Raw genomic sequence first — 19,496 nt, forward strand, 5'->3', positions numbered from 1 at the left:
CTATCTCCAAACTCTTAAACACAAAATATGGCTGATCATAATGATTTTGGAAAAATAGCAGAAGATCTGGCTTCCGACTATCTTCAGAAAAATGGCTATAAAATTCTTATCAGAAATTTTCGTTTTCAGAAAGCTGAGATTGATATTATCGCTGAAAAAAATGACCTTATTATCATTACTGAGGTAAAGGCGAGATCTACGGATACTTTTATGCTGCCCCACGAAGCGGTAACCAAAACAAAAATAAAATCAATTGTTTCTGCTGCCAATCATTACATGGAAGAATTTAATAAAGACAATGAAGTCAGATTTGACATTATCTCCGTTCTTCCCGATGAAAATAAGAACTTAATTATTGACCATATCAAAGATGCTTTTCAGGCCTTTGATGCAAATTAATAAAACAATTTTATGAAGACAATATTAATCACCGGAGCCACTTCCGGTATAGGAAAAGCCACTGCTGAACTTCTTGCAAAACAAGGAAACAGAATTATTATTTGTGGAAGAAGAAGTGAAGTGTTGGAGGCTGTGAAATCAGAGTTATCTCAATATACCGAAATATTTAGTTTGTTGTTTGATGTAAGGAATCTTGAAGAAGTGGAGACCGCTGTTAATTCTCTTCCTGAAAACTGGAAAGATATTGATGTTCTGATTAATAATGCTGGGAATGCACATGGGCTAGACCCTCTTTCGGCTGGTAAGACAGATGACTGGGATTCTATGATCGACGGAAATGTAAAGGGACTTCTCTATGTTTCTAAAATGATCATCCCAAATATGAAAACTAAAAATTTAGGTCATATAGTAAACATCAGCTCTGTGGCAGCAAGGCAGACGTATGCGAATGGGGTAGTGTACTGTGCAACGAAGAAAGCAGTAGATGTTATTTCGGAAGGAATGAGACTAGAGCTTACCGAGTTTGGGATCAAAGTAACCAATATCCAGCCAGGAGCCGTAGAAACCGACTTCTCTTTGGTAAGATTCAAAGGAGATAATGAGAAAGCTTCAACGGTCTATGCAGGGTATGATGCTTTGAAAGCTGAAGATATTGCCGATGCCATTGCTTACTGTGTGAATGCCCCGAAACACGTTACCGTTTCAGATATGACCATTTACCCAAGTGCTCAGGCAGAACCGAGAACGATTTATAGAAAATAGTCCAAAATAATGGATTAAATTTGCAGAAAATTGAAAGCGATTTTGCTCTCGCAATTTTGCATTTAGCTTAAAACAAAAAAATGAAAATTCTATATCTGGAAACATCTTCCAAGAACTGTTCAGTAGCCGTATCAGACAATGAAAAGCTGCTATGTCTGTGTGAAGAAGTTTCTGAAAACTACAAACAGTCTGAAAGTCTTCATACCTACGTAGAATGGGCATTGGAAGGAGCGGGAATTTCAATTAAAGACATTGAAGCCGTTTCTTTGGGAAAAGGTCCCGGATCTTATACCGGTTTGAGGATTGGTGCAGCATCTGCAAAAGGTTTCTGTTACGGACTCAAAGTTCCTCTGATTGCTATCAATTCTCTTGAAAGCATGATAGAGCCTTTTTTAGAAGATAACTATGACTTTGTGGTTCCATTGATTGATGCGAGGAGAATGGAGGTGTATACGGCCGTTTATGATGGTAATACAGGAAAAGAATTATCTCAGACAGAAGCTAAAATTTTAGATGAGACTTCTTTTGAAGAATTCAAAGATAAAAAAGTTTTGTTTGTAGGGGATGGGGCTAAAAAAGCAAAAGAGATACTGAATCTTCCTGATGCTGTTTTTAAAGACGATGTATATCCTTCTTCCCAATATCTTATCAAGAAGACTCTGGAAAAAATAGAAAGCAAAGAGTTTGAAGATATGGCTTATTTCGAGCCTTTTTATCTCAAAGATTTCCATGGAGTAAAGAAAAAAAATTCTTAAAATTCTGTATAATCAGAAAAAAGACAACCCATAAAAAAAGCGAAGAGTATATCTTCGCTTTTTTGTTTTTATTGAGGTCTCGGTGGTGACTTTGACGCTGGTTTGGTTTCGTTTGATTTTTTTGGTTTTTGCTGGGCTGGATTTGATACCTGTGGAGTAGTATCCATATTCAGGTTTTGTATATTCTCCACTTTCCCGTTATTCATTTGTGGAATTCCCGTACCCTGATTACTGGAAGTAGGCTGTGTAGGTGCTCCTCCCGGTTGTTGAGGTACAGCATTTCCTTTGTTATCTGTAGCCTGGAAGCTGAGATCACTTTTCAGGTAATTCAGCATTTCTTTAGCCCTTATTCCTTCTTGTGTTTTAGAATAATTCAGAGCAATCTGTTCCAGTTGGAGGATCATTACTTCTTTTCCGCTGGATTTTCCTGCATTGAATGCATTTAACAGATATAATTTAGGGATAAGTGCATCTTTCGGGAATTTCAGAATAGTCTGATCGATGATATCCTTACTTTCTGCAAATTTTTCCGATTCGAACAAGGCGTATGCTTTTTTATACTCATTCTCAACTTCTTCCGTTGATTTTATGAAGGATTTGTTTTTAGGATTTCTTGCAAATTCAGCATAAGAAGTGTATGGATAATCTGCTAATAGAATTTGTTTTGCTTTTTCAGATGCCTGAGGATTTTTTTCATAATTCATGGCAAAAATCTCATACAATGCCTGCAGCATTACTTTTTCTTCCGGCTTTACATCCACAAGATCATACAGTGTTTTGGTTGCTAGGGGAGTATTGGTAAAATAGTTCTGATACATGATTCCTAAACCTAAAGAAGCAGTATCTCTGTCCTTTTTTAGCTGAGATAGCTTGCCTTGATCCGTAGGAATCTGCTCAATATAAAAAGCCGGTTCAAAACGTCTTGGATTTGGAGCTGAAGTTACCCCCAGCGCTTCATTCTTCATATCTTCAATAGAAGCCATTTTTTTGGAAAAACGCCAGTTATCAGCAAGAGCACGGTCTCCCCAGACTTGCTTAAATGAAGATGTTCCTTTGCTTACTGTTCCTGTATTATTGAAATAAAATCCTTTGGTGGTTACTCCAAAATCCTCAAAGGCATTAGAACTGTTAGCGAAAATAGAATTGGCACTGTAGTCTCCGGTATCGAATCCTTTGCTTCTTTCTGCACGCCTTCTTTCTTGTTCTTCTCTTTCTTCTTTAACCTTTAATTTTGCAATATATTTTGTGAAATAGTCTGTTTTCTGGGTGTTATCCATCTTTGCCAGGGAAAGAATACTGTCATTCTTTTTGATCAGATAGTAGTTTTTGGATATCTTTTTAATGTAAGCAGACTGATCTTTTAATAAAATCTTTGAAGGCTCATAAGTCATCACAGTCAGGGCAGAATCATAGTAGCTTCCAGCTCCGATATAATCGTTCTTTTCCAGATAGCTTTTCCCTATTTCGTAATAAGCCAATCCGCGGATCTGAGGGTCAGAAACCTTTTCAAACAAAGATTTTCTGAAAAATTGCTGAGCTTCCTCTTTTTTTCCTGCTTTGTTGGCCATCAAACCTAAAGCATAGTAAAACTCATTCTTTCTGGAGCCATAAGTTCCTTTTTTACTGATTCCTTCCAGATAATTTTTTGCTCCTGCATAGTCTCCTTTACCGTTAAAAGTTTTGGCAATGGCGATCTGAGATTTTACTTCAAATTCGAAATCATTGGCATATTTGTATGCTGAAGTATAACTTTCTCTTGCCTTATCATTTTGGTTCAGGTTTTCAAGAACCTGTCCTCTCAAGTAAGCAATTCTGCTCTTCAGTTTTCGGTTGGAATTTAGTTCAAAAGCATTGTCAAGCTCTTGAGCAGCTTCTTCTTTTTTACCTGCATCCAGCAGAGATTCAGAATAGTAGATGCTTAGCAGTTTTGCATAGCTTTTATTAATATCTTCTCCTTTCAGTTTTGCAAAAGTTTCATGGGCCCTGTGATAATCCTTGATTTTATCATACGCAAGCCCCTGATAAATTCTTGCCAGTGCTATCCTTTTATCATCTTTCATGTGGGTGAAGACATAATTAAGAGCATCCAGCGCTTCCAGGGATTTACCTCGATAGATTCTCGATTGGGCAAGAATCATATAGGCATCAAAAATCGTCTTGTTTTTTTCTTCACCGTTTCTGGTTACAGAATATTTATTAATTGCCTTTAAAGCTTTTGCTTCCGCAATTTCAAGCGTTGTAGCTCCTTTGCTCTGTTCGCCATCAGGTCTTGCAGGGCCATTTCCAGAAGATCCGCCAGGTCTGTTGGGTGCTCCGGAATCACCTCTTCCCGAAGGTCTGTTGGCTACTTCAGCCATCTTCATAGAGTTCTCTGCAAAAGCTTCAGACTGACCAAGGTCACTTCCTAAAGGCTGTTCTTCGTACGTCAGAATAGGAATATAAGGCGCATAGAAATTGTCTTTGTGCTCTTTGTCTCTGGTCGTAAATTCACTGTTTAATGCATCTTTCGCATTAAAAAGAGTGTTGTAATATGTGGAAAAACCTTTCAATAGCTTTGATCGCTGCTCTGGCTTTTTTGTTTTGGTAGCACAGGATGCAATAAGGCATATGACTAAAAGGAATAATATATTCTTTTTCATTATTCAATATAACTTGCTAATCTGCTTTTTATTATCAGCAGGTTGATGATTTTGTAAAAATAATAAAATTTTATAATGAATAATATTTATATTTCTTGCGGAAATATTTATTTCTTCTTTAATGGAGGTCTGGAACCTTAATAATTTTTTTAAATCAGTGAGGTTTCTTTCAATATTTTGTAAACAAGATGGGTAGGGAGTCCCATAATCGTATAGAAACTTCCTGTAAGACTTGTGATCTTCGCCATTCCCAACCATTCCTGAATACCATAGCTTCCGGCTTTATCGAAAGGCTTATAGTTTTGAATATAATACTTTATTTCTTCATCGGTAAGTACATTCAGGGTCACATCGGCTACATCTGTTTCTGTAAAAGATTGACCAGCTGTTTTGATTGTAATTCCGGTGTAGACCTGATGAGTTCTTCCTGAAAGGCTGTGAAGCATCTTAAAGGCATCCGCTTCATCTCTAGGCTTTCCAAGAATCTGATTGTCGACAGCAACCACCGTATCAGCGGTCAGCAGGACTTCATCTGCCTCCAGGCTTCTGAAAGCAGCTGCTTTTAAATCAGAAAGATAAGCCGCGGCGTCTTCTATTTTGATCTGTTCCGGAAGAATTTCTTCACAGTCTATTTTGACCACTTCAAATTCAAAACCAAGGCTGGAAAGAAGTTCTTTTCTTCTTGGTGATTGTGATGCTAAAAGTAATTTCATATCAGTTATACAGATTGAGTGTTATCATCATGCCAGTTCCCCTGAACTTTCATTACCTGTTCGATCACGTCACGTACGGCTCCGGTTCCTCCTTTTTTCGGAGAAATATAATCGGAGATTCCTTTTACCTCAGGAACGGCATTTTCAGGGCATGCTGCAATAGCTGAATTTTCCATGATATGAATATCCGGAAGATCATCACCCATGGTCAGAATTTCTTCATTTTTAAGATTATATTTTTTCTTAAAATCTTCAAAATCCTCAATTTTATTATGAGACTTCGGGTAGTAATCCTGAATACCAAGATAATTGATTCTGTGTTTTACCATTTCATCATTTCCGCCCGTAATCACTCCTATTAAATAATTGTTTTTTAATGCTTTCACTACGGCATAACCGTCCAGAACATTCATCACTCTGCACATATTTCCACCCGGAAGAAGATAAACACTTCCGTCTGTAAAAACACCGTCAACATCAAATACAAATGCCTTAATATCTTTTAATTTCTCTTTATAACTCATACATTTTCTGAATAGAATGATTCATTGTTTTATAAATTTCAAGACTTTCATCTTTTAATAACTGTTCATGCAGCTGTAAAATTCTTACATCATTTCTTACTGCAGGTCCGGTCTGGGCCATTTTTGGTTCAATTTCATAGATTTTCTGAACCGTTTCATCAATCAATGGAAAGAAATAATCAAACGGAATTTCTTGTAAATCTGAAATTTCTTTAGCTCTTGAAAAAAGATGATTCACAAAATTGCACGCAAAAACTGCAGTCAGATGAATATATTTTCTTTTTTCATGGCTGCTTTCCATTACCTTTTCTGAAATCTGAGAAGCAAGATCAAGCAATATTTTCTGATCCTCTTCATTCTCTGCTTCTACAAAAAACGGAATTTTTTCATATTCCAATTCTTTGGATTTTGAAAAAGTCTGTAAAGGGTAGAAGCTGGCTTTCCTGTAGTCACCAGCTAGGACTTCTTTTGCAAGTGATCCCGATGTATGGGCAACCAGACAGTCTTTTTGGGTAATGATCTTTGAAACTTCTTCTACAGAATTATCACTCACACAGATGATATAAAGATCTGCCTCTTCCAGATGATCTTTGGAATAAGGAATGTGCAATTCTTCAGAAATTTTACTTAATTCTTTTTCGTTCCTGCCAAAAATCTGGGCCAGGGGAATACTTTTCAAAGTGAAAGCTTTTGCCATATGATAGGCAACATTTCCGGAACCAATGATTACAATTTGCATATAACAAATATAAGATTTTAAGCCGAGCCGGGAAAGGATGATGATTTCAGAAATGCTGTACCTCAATATAGGCACGTTTCTTGCGTAACTGTCTCATATTATTTTTAATATTTAAACTGAAAATTGAATTTTTAATTTAACTTTCAGTTATTTTTGTAATCCAAAACAGTGTAAGGCATCTTATGAAGATTAAGGACGCGGAGATTATTTCGTTGATGCAGAATCCACGGACCCAGGATAAAGGAGTCCGGGCCTTGATGGATGCCTATCAAAGCAGATTGTACTGGCACATAAGAAGAATTATTGTGGACGGAGATCTTGCACAGGATACTTTGCAGGATACTTTTATTAAAGCTTACCAGAATTTTCATCAGTTCAAAAATGATAGCCAGTTGTATACCTGGTTGTACAGAATCGCTACCAATGAGGCGCTGCAGCAGGTCAACAAAATGAAGAAAATGCAGAAGACTGATGAGGACCCGGAGTATCACATGCAGAATCTGGTAGCTGATAATGCAGGAGGAGATGCTGAAGAAATACAGATATTACTGCAGAACGCTATACAAAGCCTGCCCGAAAAGCAGAAACTGGTATTTATGATGCGGTATTATGATGATTTACCCTACGAAGAAATATCAAAAATTGTAGATATGTCTGTGGGAACATTGAAAACAAATTATCATTATGCCAAACAAAAAATAGAAGATTATATTAAAGAAAATTACGAAAAATAATTTTTGATTCAACAAAGATGAAAGAGTTCGACATAGAAAAACTAGAGCGTAAAAACATTTACACAGTTCCTGATAATATGTTTGATAATATTCAGGAGAACGTTATGAATGATATAAAGACAAGTAAAAAAGCGCCTGTCTTTAAGCTGAACTGGATGTATGCAGCAGCGGCATCACTGGCTTTGATCTTTGGAGCAACTTATGTTTTCAATTCAAATAATGATTCCGTTGAACAAGAACTGAATGCTAAAACAGGATATATTGCTCATAATGAAGAACCCAAAACAGAAGGCCAACTCGCTTATGAAACCTTAAAATCTGATTTAACTTCTGTTGAAAATAATAATCAAACAGTTGAAAATCAAAAAAGTAACGATGATTACGCTTTCAAAAGTGACAATGAAACTGGAAAAACAACAGAAACACCAAAACCGGTGAAAACTGTGAAGAAAAAAGAAGAAACCCGTATGAATGACTATCTGGACTCGTTTTCTAATTCTGAGATTGCAGAATTAGCAAGTAACTCGACTCAGGACGTTTATTTGGATATATATAACTAAAAGAAGATGAAAAAGATACTATTGACGTTTTTGATTATTTATGGCTTTGGCTTAAATGCCCAAAGGACAGATTATGATTGGAAAAAGATGGATCCAAAACAAAGGAAAGAGGTCATCAATAATCTTTCTCCGGAAGAGAGGAAAGATCTCCTTAAGAAATTTAGGAACAATATGATCATGGATAATCTGAATGTTGATCCTGGTGATAAAGCAGAATTTACACAATTGTATAACGAATATCTGGATAGCCAGAAGCAGATAAAAAGTCAGTTTAACTCAAGTTTTGACCCTGAAGCTTTGACGGATGATGAAGCGAAAGCGAAATTGCAGCAAAGCTTTGAAGTAGGGCAGAAGCTTTTGGATAACAGAAAAAAATACGCTGATAAAATGCAGCTGGTTATTCCCTGTCAAAAAGTTCTGAAGCTGTTTCAATCCGAAAAGATGATGAGAGATAAAATGGATGAAAGAAAACCTCACGGAAATAATAATGCTTCGGGACCTAAACAGAACCCATAATAGTTTATTTTTTTAATGTTGGACGGCTCTTACGGATATTTCTGTGAGAGCCGTTTAATTTTTACAACAAAAAAAATTACTTTTACAGGAAAGTTTACCTATGAAAAAAGCACTTTTCTTTTTATTGTTTTCGATAATATTATTGGGTCAGAAAATAGAAACAATTGATCTTTCAAAATCCATTAAAGACAGCAAAAATTCTATCAAAAGTCTTACGGTGATAGATCAAAGAGCTAATCAGGAAGTCGGAATGGTCATGTATCATAAGGACGAGGTGAAAATTATTTTCGAAAATAATGCCAGCAAAGACATACAAGATTGGTTTTATAAATACAATCCGGTAAGAGGGAATAATGACATGGTTTTTTTGCTGGAAAATTTGAATATTTCAGAAGACAAAAAAGAAAAGTACTCTATCGGAAAGCTTGAATTAAGAGCAAGTACGTTTATTAAGAAAGAGGATGGTTATCATCTTATTGATAGAAAAGATACGATAACAAAAGTTTCATCACGTACAACACCCTATTTAGGACAAAATCTAGCAAGAAAAACGACTTTGATTCTTACTGATCTGTTTAAAGAATCTTATAAAAAAACACCGTGGGAATTTAGTATTTCTGAAAATGATCTTCCTAACTATGCCACTGTATTAAAAGAAAAACTGAGTATTTTAACCGCTAACGAATTAAAAGAAGGGGTTTACAAAGATTATTACAGCTTTTTTACTCACAATCCTGAACCTGGGTTTACTTTGCAGGCTAATGATAAAGGAATCGTTACAAAGGCAGTAAAAGGAGAGGAGAAGATGGGAATAAGAAATTTTTATGCTTTTGTGTATAAAGGGATAGCATACAAGAATATCCCTTTTGGTTACACTGAGATTTTCAAAGATGAAAATGGTGTTTTTATTGAGGCAACAAAGGCAGAATTGTTTCCTGAAACGTCTGTAAGTGGTGTCACGATTGGTGTTGCTGCCGGTGGTCTGGTGGGTGGCGTTATTGGTGCAGTTGTTGATGTCAGTTTATCAAATAAAAAGAAGAATACATCAGGACATAAAGTTTATCTTGATCCTTTTACAGGAAATTATTTGGTTCCGGAGGACTTTGGTAAAATGAAATAATATTAAAAAGAATTGGAAAATTTTTGCTTCTGTTCTTATTGTTATCTGTGTTTCAGTTAAAAGAAAGAATTAAGAATGAAAAAATCTCTTGCATTTTCTTATCTTTGCAAATTACAAGATTCTTAAATGAAAAACATACGAAATTTTTGCATAATCGCTCATATCGACCACGGTAAAAGTACCCTGGCAGACCGTCTATTGGAGTATACGAATACCGTTACCCAAAGAGAATTACAGTCTCAGACGCTGGATGATATGGATTTGGAGAAAGAACGTGGGATTACAATCAAATCACACGCAATCCAGATGGATTATGAGTATAAAGGAGAAAAATATATTCTAAACCTTATTGATACACCGGGGCACGTTGACTTTTCTTATGAAGTATCCCGTTCTATTGCTGCCTGTGAAGGAGCACTTCTTATCGTGGATGCTGCACAGAGTATTCAGGCGCAAACCATCAGTAATCTATATCTGGCTTTGGAAAATGATTTAACGATCATTCCGATTTTGAATAAAATTGACCTTCCATCTGCCAACCCTGAAGAAGTAACCGATGAAATCATGAATCTGATCGGATGCGAATATGAAGATGTATTGAGAGTTTCAGGAAAAACAGGAGAAGGTGTTCATGATCTTTTAGAGAAGATTGTTGAAAGAATTCCTGCACCGGTAGGAAATCCTGACGGACCACTTCAGGCACTGATTTTTGACTCTGTATACAACCCGTTCAGAGGAATTGAAGCTTATTTCAAAATCGTGAACGGAAGTATTTCTAAAAACGAAAAGATTAAATTTTTCGCTACAGGAAAAGAATATGGTGCTGATGAAGTAGGAACATTGAAATTGAAGCAGGTTCCAAAGAAAACCATTCATTGTGGGGATGTAGGATATCTGGTTTCCGGGATTAAAGATGCCCGTGAAGTAAAAGTAGGAGATACCATCACTTCTTTTGAAAACCCTGCAGAAGGTCCTATTGATGGATTTGAGGAAGTAAAGCCAATGGTATTTGCCGGTATTTACCCTATTGATTCTGAGGATTTTGAAGAATTAAGATTCTCTCTTGAAAAATTAAGACTGAATGATGCATCTCTGGTTTTTGAACCGGAAAGTTCTGCCGCTCTTGGTTTTGGTTTCCGTTGCGGATTCTTGGGAATGCTTCACATGGAAATCGTTCAGGAACGTCTTGACAGAGAGTTCAATATGAACGTAATCACAACGGTACCTAACGTTTCTTATTTTGGATATACTAAAAAAGAACCTGAAGTTCCTATTCTGATCAATAACCCGTCTGAAATGATGGATCCTTCAACGATGGATAGAGTTGAAGAGCCGTTCATTAAGGCTTCTATCATTACAAAATCCGACTTTGTAGGAGCAGTAATGACTTTATGTATCGAAAAGAGAGGAGAGATCGTTAACCAAAGTTACTTGACATCAGAAAGAGTTGAGTTAATTTTCAATATGCCTCTTGCTGAGGTTGTATTCGATTTCTATGACAGATTGAAGTCTATCTCTAAAGGATATGCATCATTCGATTATCACCCAATCGGATTCAGGGCTTCCAAGCTTGTAAAAATGGATATCCTGATCAATGGTGATATGGTAGATGCATTGTCTTCATTGATTCACGATTCTAATGCGTATTATATCGGTAAAAGGATGTGTGAAAAGCTTCGTGAACTGATCCCGAGACAGCAGTTTGATATTGCGGTTCAGGCAGCATTAGGAGCGAAAGTAATTGCAAGAGAAACGATTAAAGCCTTAAGAAAAGACGTTACTGCAAAATGTTACGGTGGGGATATCTCCAGAAAACGTAAACTATTGGAGAAGCAGAAAGAAGGTAAGAAGAAAATGAAGCAGATTGGTAGAGTAGAAGTACCGCAATCAGCGTTCATGGCTGTATTAAAACTGAATGATTAATTCATTATAAAATAAAAACCGCTTCAGACGAAGCGGTTTTTTATTGATTTATTTCTTACGCGTATATTTTATCTCCATTGTTTTGTACTCTTTTCCAGTCTTGGAATCAGGACCATACATTTCCAGTTTTTGAGTATTGTCATCCACAAAGGTGAAAACTTCTCTGAAATCACAATCCTTTCCAGGTCTTGAAGGATCAGTCATTTTTCCTTTAAACTCAACCGATTTTGTGGAAGCATTCCAGTCTCCTTCACTATGCATCATTCCGGTTCCCATATTGTCAATCCATGTATTGACAAATTTCTTTTTTGAGTTGTCATATCCTACAATGCTCATCCCTTCAAAAGGCATTCCCATAAAGTCACCTTTGTGGTTAGTGATCTGATAACGTCCGCCATACATCATTTTATTAGTAGCCTCGGATTTACTCATCATAGGTTTTGCTCCATTTTCCATCCACATGGTAGTTTCTCCGGTCCAGGTTCCGTCAGATTTGGCCAGCATTTTGTGCATTTCTCCAGGAGTAGCATACTCCATCCAGGATTTCATAGCCGTTGCAGAGTCTACAGGTTTCCATTCGGAATTTGTTGCCGTAGAGTCGTTTTTACCGGAACCATTGGCAGCAGTTGTTTTTCCTTTCTCACAAGCCATTAATAAAAAGGCAATAGAAAGAATTGATAATAAATTTTTCATAATGATTTAGTTTTAAGATTGTTAGATTTGTAACTTAAAGATATGAACTTTTATTATATCTGAAATTATTTTTTACTACGGGCATAAATCGTAACTTTGTGTATTCGTAACGCAAATCAATTTATGGAGTCTCCAAAAAAATTACAAGATATAAAAGTGGCTGTAGATGCAGTTATTTTCGGATATTTTGACAAAAAAGACCTTCAGATTCTTCTGATTAAGAGAAATATTGAACCTTTTAAAGGAGGTTGGGCATTGCCCGGAGGTCTTGTTCTTGATGATGAAAGTGTAGATGATGCCGTAAAAAGAGAACTCTATGAAGAGGCGGGCATAAAACCCGATTTTTTAGAACAACTTTATACATTTGGTAATCTGGGTCGTGATCCAAGGAATAGAGTGGTTTCTGTGGCTTATCTGGGCCTTGTGAACCCATCTTATCATGAACTATTTGCTGATTCTGATGCTGAAGATGCACAATGGTTTAGTGTAAACAAACTTCCTTTGGTGGCTTTTGACCACAAAACAATTATTGAGACTGCTTTAAAAAGACTTCGTACAAAAATTCAATACCAGCCTATCGGTTTCAATCTTCTCAATGAAGAATTTCCTTTTTCAGACCTTGAAAACCTTTATAAAGCCATTGTAGGACAGGAAATTGACAGGAGAAACTTCCGTAAAAAAATCATGAGCTATGGACTCCTTAACGAAACCAACAACGTAAAAAAAGAGGGCAGCGGCAGACCCGGAAAGCTTTTTACATTTAATAAAGAAAAATATAAAGAACTGGAAGAACAGGGCTTTTATTTTGAAATTAAATAGCTTGTTTTAAACACAAATTTCACTAATAATTGGGCACTAATGGTCACAAATATATTGGAGTTTAAGAAATATACTTTAATATATTTATTAAAATACATTCAATAGGAACGGACTTTAGTCCGTTTTTTTATTACCCTATTCCATTGGCTTTAGCCAAAACTTAGTAAAGATTTGTGTCATTGGTGATATGAATTTGTGTTACTCGTGTTTCATAAAATTAAATTTTTATCACTGCTAATCAAATGGTTATATTTATTAGTGTAAAATTAACGCAAATAAATTTGGTTAGTAAAATGATATTATTTTAAATTTGTGTCAAAATAACGCAATCATGAAATACACCATACACAATATTACAGAACGTTTTCAGAAAAAAGAAAAAATAAAATTTCTTTTTTTCTGGGGACACACAGCAAAAGATATCATTACCAAATCATGTTTTAGCCAGTGGTTTCCTGGAAAATTTGAAGAAAATGGGATTGTTTATAAAACGGCTGAACATTATATGATGGCTGGAAAAGCAAGACTGTTTAATGATGCTGAAATGGAAGAGGAAATCTTAAAGGCGGTTACTCCTAATCAGGCAAAAGCCCTGGGAAGGAAAGTAAAAAGCTTTGATCCTAGAATTTGGGATGAACATAAATATGAAATGGTAACCCAAGGAAATCTTTTGAAATTCTCTCAGAATCAAGGATTTAAAGACTTTCTTTTGTCAACAGGAGATAAAATTCTGGTGGAGGCAAGTCCTTATGATAGAATTTGGGGGATTGGAATGCTGGAAACAGATACGAGAGCACAAAATCCTTTACTCTGGAATGGAGAAAACCTTTTAGGATTTGCTTTAATGGAAGTAAGAGATGAATTAAGAAAGTAAAAACACAAGACCAAACACAAAATACGATTATGGAAAAAGTTGAATTACACCCACAGATATTTCTGATTGAAGATTTTCTGACCGAAGCAGAATGTGATCATTATATCAGTCTTTCACAGGAAAAAGTTTTTGAAGAAGCAAAGATCAATGTTTTTGGGCGGCAGCAAATGAACAAAGGAGTCAGAAATAATGACCGGCTGATGATCTTTGATGAAAGAATAGCTGAAGAACTTTTTAAAAAAGCTGCTGTATTTCTACCCCAGGAATATGATGGACATCAGCTTCTTAACTTTAATGAAATGCTAAGGGTTTACAAATATGCTCCCGGACAGCAGTTCAAAATGCACAGGGACGGAAGTTATATCAGGAATGAGAAAGAGAAAAGTTTTTACACTTTTATGATCTATCTGAATGATGATTTCGAAGGTGGAGAAACAGAATTTGAAAACTTATTTACCGTAGCTCCAAAGAAAGGAACAGCCCTTATTTTTTATCATCCTTTAAGGCATGAAGGGAAAACCCTTATCAGCGGATTAAAGTATGTGCTGAGAACAGATGTAATGTACTCAAAGGAATAAAATCATTCGTAAAAAGAGATAGCATTACTATGTCTTGTTTAATTAGCGTAATATTAACACAAATAAAAATATTTGGTCATGGAAGATGAATTAAAACCAAGATTTATCGAATCATTACAAAGAAATAATGATCAGATCAGAGAAGACCGTGCACGGATTATCGGAGGAGATTCCGAATTGATTTACAGACGCAGAGTCGAAGATATTGAATTAAAAATCAAAAGACTCGAGCGGGAGCAGGAAGGGCTTATTGATATCAGTCCTTTAGACAGAAACAGTCTGACTTTTGCGGATTTTAATCCTGAAGCATTCGTTCAGAAAGACATGGAATTATCATTAACAATCAGAAATCTGAATATTCAGCTCGAAGTAACTCAAAAGAGATTTGAATATTTATTTGGAAAAACATTATAGTCATGGGAAGTACAAGATACGATTTAGACGCTCGTTATGACAGAGCAAGCAAAGCAGGTTACGGAACAAAATCCGCGGGAGAAATTTTCACCCAGAATGCCAAAAGAATGGCTCATGAATCCATGAATCCTCATGGTATTTCTTTCAGAGAATCCAGAGATTCAGAGATTCATCCTAACTCCGTTCCCATTATTTTAGGATTGGATGTTACCGGAAGCATGGGACATATTCCCCATGAACTGATCAGAGAAGGGTTGCCAAAACTGATGGGAGGAATTATTCAGGGAGGAGTTCCCGATCCAGCCTTGCTATTTCTGGGAATTGGAGATCATGAATGTGATGGCTATCCGCTTCAGGTGGGTCAGTTTGAGTCAGGAGATGCAGAACTGGATATGTGGCTTACCCGTACCTACATAGAGTCCGGAGGAGGTGGAAATGCCGGAGAAAGCTATCTTTTAGCCTGGTACTTTGCTGCTTTCCATACAAGAACGGATGCTTTTGAAAAAAGAGGACAAAAAGGATTATTGTTTACCGTAGGTGATGAACCTTGTTTAAAAACACTTTCTGCCTCTGCAATCAGAGAAATTATGGGAAAAGGGCAGCAAACCTATACTCATTTTGAACTGCTGGAAGAAGCAAAGAAAAAATATGAAGTATACCATATCAGTGTTTTGCATTCCGATCAGGCCCTCAGAGCAGACAGAGGCTGGAGAGAATTATTAGGCCAAAACTGTATATCCATAGAAGATCACAGGGAAATTCCCAACGTTATCAAGGGGATTATCTGTGATAAGTTTAAAAATAAAACCTTTGGAACGACAGGAACAGAAGGGTTAGATCAGTTTCAAATGCTTTAGAACTAATAAATTGCCATCAGTACAATTATAAAAACACAAATGAAAATGGCAATGGAAAAGGATCTCAAAAAATATAACAACATGAAAAAGGCGCAAATAGTAATAGGACTTGGTTTTGGAGATGAAGGGAAAGGAATAACCACCGATTTTCTCGCTTCTCAGAATCCGAAGGCTGTCGTGATCAGATTTTCAGGAGGTCAGCAGGCGGCACATACCGTAATGATTGATGAAAGAAAACATGTACATTCCAGTTTTGCGAGCGGAGCACTTCGCGGCCTGCCTTCTTACTTCACCGAACATTGCACCATACACCCGGTTTTTCTGCTCAACGAAAGAGAAGAATTGAAAGCAAAGAACGGTAACATTGAACTGCATATTCATCCGTTAGCAAGGGTCACAACTCCTTTTGATGTATGGCAAAACAGAACAAATGCACGGAATCTGGAGCATGGAACCTGCGGAAAAGGAGTAGGCGCTACGATGAAAAGACACGAAAGTCCCTATAAACTATTTGCAATAGACCTCATAGCACCCAAAGAAATGTTGTTGGAGAAACTGAAGGGGATCGCTTATTACTATGGCTTTATAGATGAAAGTGAGATCAGTAAACTTTTACAGCCTTTTTTAGATGCTATTGAAGCCATTGATTGGAATATAAATGATTATAACCACTTGGCTTCGTTTGATCACCTTATTTTTGAAGGAAGTCAGGGAGTTTTACTCGATATGGATCATGGGGTTTTTCCCAATGTGACTTATGCCCATACCACTTCAAAAAATGCATACGAGATCTGTCAGCTTTTAAAAATTGAAGACATAGAAGTGTATTATGTGACCAGAAGCTATGCAACGCGCCATGGAAACGGCTGGATGAGTAATGAAAAAGAAATGAATCTGAGAAATAATGAAGAGGAAACCTGTACATTTAATGAATATCAGAAGGAATTAAGATTTGGAGAAATAGATTACAAACTGCTGAATTATGCCTTGAAGCTCGATGGAGCTTATGTATTTCCGGTTAAAAAGAATCTTGTCATCACTTGTCTGGATCAGATGGACGAACAATTTAAAATAGAAAACCTGGACGTTGAATTTAATACCGTTTACGGATCCTATTCTCCGTATTCAAAAGATTTTAAACAGATTTTTTAATTTCTAAAGAAGATATCAGGCATAGGATAAAAGCATTAATTTTATATTTAATGATAGAAAATAATAACCATGAAAACAATACAATATATAAAGGGTGATGCTACCCGTCCTCATGCTGAAGGAAATAAAATAATTGCTCATATCTGTAACGATATTGGAGGTTGGGGAAAGGGTTTTGTAACTGCCATTTCAAAAAGATGGAAACAGCCTGAACTGAAATACCGGGAATGGTTTAAAAACGGAGAAAATTTTAACCTTGGAGAAATCCAGATTGTTCAAACAGAAGAAGATATTTGGGTCTGCAATATGATTGCTCAGCATAAAATTATAACCCATTCAAGTGTTCCACCTATCCGATATGAGGCCGTTGAAGGATGTTTATTGAAACTCAGCCATGAAGCTTCACAACAGAATGCTTCAGTGCATATGCCGAGAATCGGATGTGGTCTGGCGGGAGGAAAATGGGAAGAAATAGAACCTATTATTGAAAGAACATTGCTTGCAAATGATGTGGAAGTGTATGTGTATGATTTTGAATAAATGAACAACAATGAAAGAATTTGAGATAAGAGCAGACTATAAAAATGACACCTTGGTGGTATACCAAGCTTATAATAAGACAATTGCAAAATCTGCTCTGGAGCATCAGAAATTTACGGCTCCGTTTTCATTCAACAGGATGACCTGGATAAAGCCTTCTTTTCTTTGGATGATGGAACGCAGCAATTATGGACAGAAACCCAATCAGGAACATACTCTGGCATTACATATTAAAAGGGAAGCATGGGAAAAAGCCTTATATAAAGCCGTTCTTACTTCACCTGAAAAAAGAGTCTACCCTGATCCCCGAAATTGGGAAAAAGAGTTTGAAAACGCTGAAGTATATGTACAATGGGATCCTGAAAGGAATATCAAGGGAACTAAACTTAATTATCGCTCCATTCAGGTCGGGATTAGCCGTTCGCTGATCGAGGAGTTCAATGAAGAATGGATTGTTAAAATAGAGGATTATACCCCTTTGGTTAAGAAAATATTGAACCTTACCAAATCCGGAGAATTCGATAAAGCAAAGAAGCTGCTGCCCATTGAAAAAAACTATCCCTTATCAAGTGAACTGGCTCAAAGAATCGGAGCTGAGGTTTAATGAGGCCATTGTAGGGAACATCAAAGTAACCAAAGTATTTATAGGAGATGATTTTGAAAAAGCAGGAAATACTGAGTTGGAAGAATTGATGTCTAATATTAAAAAACTAACTATGACTAACAAAGGAATGGCAAAAGATACATTGGATATCCTTGCCAAAAAATATTATATAAACGAACATAACGAAAAAATAAATATAGAAAACGAACTGGAAATCTGTAAAAAAGGAACCGTTCTTTTCACTCCGGAGAAGCTTTCTGAAATGAAAGAATCTCCATTATCAGAAACCAATTTTGAAACCAAAATTGAAACATGGAAGTGCAGTTCTTTAAAAGCAATTTTACAATTAGCCGAAGAAGAAAACCAGGAGAAAATCATGTGTCTGAACTTTGCTTCAGCAAAAAACCCCGGAGGAGGATTTATCAATGGAGCAGAAGCACAGGAAGAAAGTCTGGCAAGAACTTCAGGTTTATATGAAAGCTTACTTCAGGCATGGGATTATTATACGATTCACCGTGCAATGGAATCCTGTTTTTATACAGATACAATGATTTACAGTCCGAAAGTTCCGGTGTTTAGAAAAGATAAAGGAGAATTACTTCCTAAACCCATTCTGTGTAATTTCATCACGTCCCCGGCAGTCAATGCAGGGGTGGTAAAACGTCAGGAACCGGAAAGAGCGCATGAAATTCTCGATGCTATGGATCTTAGAATGGATAAAATGCTTTCACTGGCTTTACAGCAAGGAAATGAAGTCCTGATCTTAGGAGCCTGGGGCTGTGGGGTCTTCAAAAATGATCCAAAAGAAATTGCAGGATTGTTTAGGAAATATCTCCAAGGGAAGTATAAAAATAAATTTAAAAGAGTGGTTTTCGCAGTGCTTACAAAGAAAGAAGAAATGCTGAAACCATTTGAAGAAATACAATGAACATCAAGTTAAAAAAATATAAAGAACAACTGCAGGACTGGCCTCAGCAAGGATATCATATCATGGCTCAATATGATGATGAGAAAATTGTAGTGTATCAGTCCTATAAAAAAGAAATAGGAGAATTTGCAGTTAAAAATCAGTTCTTTGGCGGAGGTTTCAGCCTAGAAAGAATGACTTGGATAAAGCCTAATTTTCTTTGGATGATGTACAGAAATGGTTGGGGAAGAAAAGAAGGACAAGAATGCGTTCTGGCTATTCACCTGAAAAAGGAAGCCTTTATAAAATATCTGGAAAATGCAGTATATTCATCTTACAATAAAAATTTTGGGATCTCCAGAAATGAATGGCAGGATCAGATAAAAGAATCTTCAGTAAGACTGCAATGGGATCCGGATCATGATCCCTTTGGAAATAAATTAGAACGAAGGGCAATTCAGATTGGCTTGCGGAATGAATTTACCAGATCTTTTGCTAAAGATGATATTCTTCTCATTGAAAATATTTCAGATTTTGTGAAAGAACAATACCAATTCGTCTTAAATGATGATTTGGATAATCTGATCATTCCTGAAGAAAAGGCACTATTATTTGATGATGAGGTTTTAAATAAAAAACTCAACTTAAAAAGAACTTTATAAAAACCTTTTACA

Annotated in this window: 23 protein-coding genes; 18 read left to right on the forward strand and 5 right to left on the reverse strand. The window is 36.3% G+C overall.

The annotated features are described in order from the left end of the window. Positions 1 to 27: 27 nt before the first annotated feature. The 3 genes from C1634_RS02925 (at position 28) to tsaB (ending at position 1,916) form a co-directional block, all read left to right on the forward strand. Positions 28 to 399 carry a YraN family protein gene (locus tag C1634_RS02925; protein ID WP_103233415.1) on the forward strand — a complete coding sequence of 124 codons (372 nt, stop codon included), beginning with the start codon at positions 28 to 30 and terminating at the stop codon, positions 397 to 399. 12 nt (positions 400 to 411) lie between these two features. Beyond that, positions 412 to 1,161 carry an SDR family NAD(P)-dependent oxidoreductase gene (locus C1634_RS02930; RefSeq protein ID WP_103233414.1) on the forward strand — a complete coding sequence of 250 codons (750 nt, stop codon included), beginning with the start codon at positions 412 to 414 and terminating at the stop codon, positions 1,159 to 1,161. Positions 1,162 to 1,241: 80 nt separating this feature from the next. Further along, positions 1,242 to 1,916 (forward strand): tRNA (adenosine(37)-N6)-threonylcarbamoyltransferase complex dimerization subunit type 1 TsaB, encoded by a 675-nt coding sequence (gene tsaB, locus C1634_RS02935; protein WP_103233413.1) that lies wholly within the window; start codon positions 1,242 to 1,244, stop codon positions 1,914 to 1,916. Between the two features lie 68 nt (positions 1,917 to 1,984). On the opposite strand, the gene porW is transcribed toward tsaB, so the two are convergent. From porW to C1634_RS02955, 4 genes are all read right to left on the reverse strand, one after another. Then, positions 1,985 to 4,555 carry a type IX secretion system periplasmic lipoprotein PorW/SprE gene (porW, locus tag C1634_RS02940; RefSeq protein ID WP_103233412.1) on the reverse strand — a complete coding sequence of 857 codons (2,571 nt, stop codon included), beginning with the start codon at positions 4,553 to 4,555 and terminating at the stop codon, positions 1,985 to 1,987. Positions 4,556 to 4,704: 149 nt separating this feature from the next. Beyond that, entirely contained in the window at positions 4,705 to 5,268 is a 564-nt protein-coding gene (locus C1634_RS02945; protein WP_103233411.1) for a Maf family protein, read from the reverse strand. Positions 5,269 to 5,273: 5 nt separating this feature from the next. Continuing rightward, on the reverse strand, positions 5,274 to 5,792 hold the full coding sequence (locus C1634_RS02950) for a KdsC family phosphatase (protein WP_109737871.1): 519 nt from the start codon (positions 5,790 to 5,792) through the stop codon (positions 5,274 to 5,276). Continuing rightward, a complete protein-coding gene (locus C1634_RS02955) occupies positions 5,782 to 6,531 on the reverse strand; it encodes a Rossmann-like and DUF2520 domain-containing protein (RefSeq protein ID WP_103233410.1) in 750 nt (249 codons plus the stop codon). The genes C1634_RS02950 and C1634_RS02955 overlap by 11 nt, the downstream gene beginning before the upstream one ends. A 182-nt stretch (positions 6,532 to 6,713) precedes the next feature. Here C1634_RS02955 and C1634_RS02960 point away from each other — a divergent pair, with 182 nt between their 5' ends. From C1634_RS02960 to lepA, 5 genes are all read left to right on the forward strand, one after another. After that, complete coding sequence (locus tag C1634_RS02960) at positions 6,714 to 7,265, forward strand: RNA polymerase sigma factor (RefSeq protein WP_103233409.1); 552 nt, start codon at positions 6,714 to 6,716, stop codon at positions 7,263 to 7,265. A gap of 17 nt (positions 7,266 to 7,282) precedes the next feature. Beyond that, positions 7,283 to 7,825 carry a hypothetical protein gene (locus tag C1634_RS02965; RefSeq protein WP_103233408.1) on the forward strand — a complete coding sequence of 181 codons (543 nt, stop codon included), beginning with the start codon at positions 7,283 to 7,285 and terminating at the stop codon, positions 7,823 to 7,825. Between the two features lie 6 nt (positions 7,826 to 7,831). After that, positions 7,832 to 8,341, forward strand: coding sequence for a hypothetical protein (locus C1634_RS02970; RefSeq protein WP_103233407.1), 510 nt, complete (start codon positions 7,832 to 7,834; stop codon positions 8,339 to 8,341). Between the two features lie 100 nt (positions 8,342 to 8,441). After that, entirely contained in the window at positions 8,442 to 9,461 is a 1,020-nt protein-coding gene (locus C1634_RS02975) for a YajG family lipoprotein (protein WP_123921362.1), read from the forward strand. A gap of 126 nt (positions 9,462 to 9,587) precedes the next feature. After that, positions 9,588 to 11,384, forward strand: coding sequence for a translation elongation factor 4 (gene lepA, locus C1634_RS02980; protein WP_103233405.1), 1,797 nt, complete (start codon positions 9,588 to 9,590; stop codon positions 11,382 to 11,384). Between the two features lie 48 nt (positions 11,385 to 11,432). Here the strand turns inward: lepA and C1634_RS02985 are convergent, their stop codons facing one another. Further along, positions 11,433 to 12,077, reverse strand: coding sequence for a DUF1579 domain-containing protein (locus C1634_RS02985; protein WP_103233404.1), 645 nt, complete (start codon positions 12,075 to 12,077; stop codon positions 11,433 to 11,435). Positions 12,078 to 12,200: 123 nt separating this feature from the next. Between C1634_RS02985 and C1634_RS02990 the strand changes: the two genes are divergently transcribed. The 10 genes from C1634_RS02990 to C1634_RS03035 all read left to right on the forward strand — a co-directional run bounded on the left by C1634_RS02990 (position 12,201) and on the right by C1634_RS03035 (position 19,484). After that, positions 12,201 to 12,896 (forward strand): NUDIX hydrolase, encoded by a 696-nt coding sequence (locus C1634_RS02990; RefSeq protein WP_109737872.1) that lies wholly within the window; start codon positions 12,201 to 12,203, stop codon positions 12,894 to 12,896. Positions 12,897 to 13,227: 331 nt separating this feature from the next. Next, positions 13,228 to 13,770 carry an NADAR family protein gene (locus C1634_RS02995; protein ID WP_109737873.1) on the forward strand — a complete coding sequence of 181 codons (543 nt, stop codon included), beginning with the start codon at positions 13,228 to 13,230 and terminating at the stop codon, positions 13,768 to 13,770. 29 nt (positions 13,771 to 13,799) lie between these two features. Beyond that, entirely contained in the window at positions 13,800 to 14,348 is a 549-nt protein-coding gene (locus tag C1634_RS03000; RefSeq protein ID WP_103234833.1) for a 2OG-Fe(II) oxygenase, read from the forward strand. Between the two features lie 78 nt (positions 14,349 to 14,426). After that, entirely contained in the window at positions 14,427 to 14,762 is a 336-nt protein-coding gene (locus C1634_RS03005) for a hypothetical protein (protein ID WP_103234834.1), read from the forward strand. A 2-nt stretch (positions 14,763 to 14,764) separates the two neighbouring features. Beyond that, positions 14,765 to 15,619: a hypothetical protein gene (locus C1634_RS03010; protein ID WP_103234835.1), complete on the forward strand. Its 855-nt coding sequence runs from the start codon at positions 14,765 to 14,767 to the stop codon at positions 15,617 to 15,619. Positions 15,620 to 15,700: 81 nt separating this feature from the next. Then, complete coding sequence (locus C1634_RS03015) at positions 15,701 to 16,771, forward strand: adenylosuccinate synthetase (protein ID WP_103234841.1); 1,071 nt, start codon at positions 15,701 to 15,703, stop codon at positions 16,769 to 16,771. Between the two features lie 69 nt (positions 16,772 to 16,840). After that, positions 16,841 to 17,311: a macro domain-containing protein gene (locus tag C1634_RS03020; protein WP_103234836.1), complete on the forward strand. Its 471-nt coding sequence runs from the start codon at positions 16,841 to 16,843 to the stop codon at positions 17,309 to 17,311. 10 nt (positions 17,312 to 17,321) lie between these two features. After that, positions 17,322 to 17,915, forward strand: coding sequence for a DUF4291 domain-containing protein (locus tag C1634_RS03025; protein WP_109737874.1), 594 nt, complete (start codon positions 17,322 to 17,324; stop codon positions 17,913 to 17,915). Further along, positions 17,881 to 18,843 carry a TIGR02452 family protein gene (locus C1634_RS03030; RefSeq protein WP_228409953.1) on the forward strand — a complete coding sequence of 321 codons (963 nt, stop codon included), beginning with the start codon at positions 17,881 to 17,883 and terminating at the stop codon, positions 18,841 to 18,843. Before C1634_RS03025 ends, C1634_RS03030 begins: the two co-directional genes overlap by 35 nt. Then, positions 18,840 to 19,484, forward strand: coding sequence for a DUF4291 domain-containing protein (locus tag C1634_RS03035; protein ID WP_103234838.1), 645 nt, complete (start codon positions 18,840 to 18,842; stop codon positions 19,482 to 19,484). The genes C1634_RS03030 and C1634_RS03035 overlap by 4 nt, the downstream gene beginning before the upstream one ends. Positions 19,485 to 19,496: the final 12 nt, after the last annotated feature.

It is taken from the genome of Chryseobacterium viscerum (assembly GCF_002899945.2).
GTDB lineage: Bacteria > Bacteroidota > Bacteroidia > Flavobacteriales > Weeksellaceae > Chryseobacterium > Chryseobacterium viscerum.

Excerpts from the sequence above, each read along its gene's own strand:
- C1634_RS02960 (WP_103233409.1), top strand. The coding sequence starts at position 6,714 with ATGAAGATTAAGGACGCGGAGATTATTTCGTTGATGCAGAATCCACGG.
- porW (WP_103233412.1), bottom strand. The coding sequence starts at position 4,555 with ATGAAAAAGAATATATTATTCCTTTTAGTCATATGCCTTATTGCATCC.
- C1634_RS03000 (WP_103234833.1), top strand. The coding sequence starts at position 13,800 with ATGGAAAAAGTTGAATTACACCCACAGATATTTCTGATTGAAGATTTT.
- C1634_RS02970 (WP_103233407.1), top strand. The coding sequence starts at position 7,832 with ATGAAAAAGATACTATTGACGTTTTTGATTATTTATGGCTTTGGCTTA.
- tsaB (WP_103233413.1), top strand. The coding sequence starts at position 1,242 with ATGAAAATTCTATATCTGGAAACATCTTCCAAGAACTGTTCAGTAGCC.
- C1634_RS02945 (WP_103233411.1), bottom strand. The coding sequence starts at position 5,268 with ATGAAATTACTTTTAGCATCACAATCACCAAGAAGAAAAGAACTTCTT.
- C1634_RS03005 (WP_103234834.1), top strand. The coding sequence starts at position 14,427 with ATGGAAGATGAATTAAAACCAAGATTTATCGAATCATTACAAAGAAAT.
- C1634_RS03015 (WP_103234841.1), top strand. The coding sequence starts at position 15,701 with ATGAAAAAGGCGCAAATAGTAATAGGACTTGGTTTTGGAGATGAAGGG.
- C1634_RS03025 (WP_109737874.1), top strand. The coding sequence starts at position 17,322 with ATGAAAGAATTTGAGATAAGAGCAGACTATAAAAATGACACCTTGGTG.
- lepA (WP_103233405.1), top strand. The coding sequence starts at position 9,588 with ATGAAAAACATACGAAATTTTTGCATAATCGCTCATATCGACCACGGT.
- C1634_RS03020 (WP_103234836.1), top strand. The coding sequence starts at position 16,841 with ATGAAAACAATACAATATATAAAGGGTGATGCTACCCGTCCTCATGCT.
- C1634_RS02975 (WP_123921362.1), top strand. The coding sequence starts at position 8,442 with ATGAAAAAAGCACTTTTCTTTTTATTGTTTTCGATAATATTATTGGGT.
- C1634_RS02930 (WP_103233414.1), top strand. The coding sequence starts at position 412 with ATGAAGACAATATTAATCACCGGAGCCACTTCCGGTATAGGAAAAGCC.
- C1634_RS02995 (WP_109737873.1), top strand. The coding sequence starts at position 13,228 with ATGAAATACACCATACACAATATTACAGAACGTTTTCAGAAAAAAGAA.
- C1634_RS02965 (WP_103233408.1), top strand. The coding sequence starts at position 7,283 with ATGAAAGAGTTCGACATAGAAAAACTAGAGCGTAAAAACATTTACACA.
- C1634_RS02955 (WP_103233410.1), bottom strand. The coding sequence starts at position 6,531 with ATGCAAATTGTAATCATTGGTTCCGGAAATGTTGCCTATCATATGGCA.
- C1634_RS02985 (WP_103233404.1), bottom strand. The coding sequence starts at position 12,077 with ATGAAAAATTTATTATCAATTCTTTCTATTGCCTTTTTATTAATGGCT.
- C1634_RS02925 (WP_103233415.1), top strand. The coding sequence starts at position 28 with ATGGCTGATCATAATGATTTTGGAAAAATAGCAGAAGATCTGGCTTCC.
- C1634_RS02950 (WP_109737871.1), bottom strand. The coding sequence starts at position 5,792 with ATGAGTTATAAAGAGAAATTAAAAGATATTAAGGCATTTGTATTTGAT.
- C1634_RS03035 (WP_103234838.1), top strand. The coding sequence starts at position 18,840 with ATGAACATCAAGTTAAAAAAATATAAAGAACAACTGCAGGACTGGCCT.
- C1634_RS03010 (WP_103234835.1), top strand. The coding sequence starts at position 14,765 with ATGGGAAGTACAAGATACGATTTAGACGCTCGTTATGACAGAGCAAGC.
- C1634_RS02990 (WP_109737872.1), top strand. The coding sequence starts at position 12,201 with ATGGAGTCTCCAAAAAAATTACAAGATATAAAAGTGGCTGTAGATGCA.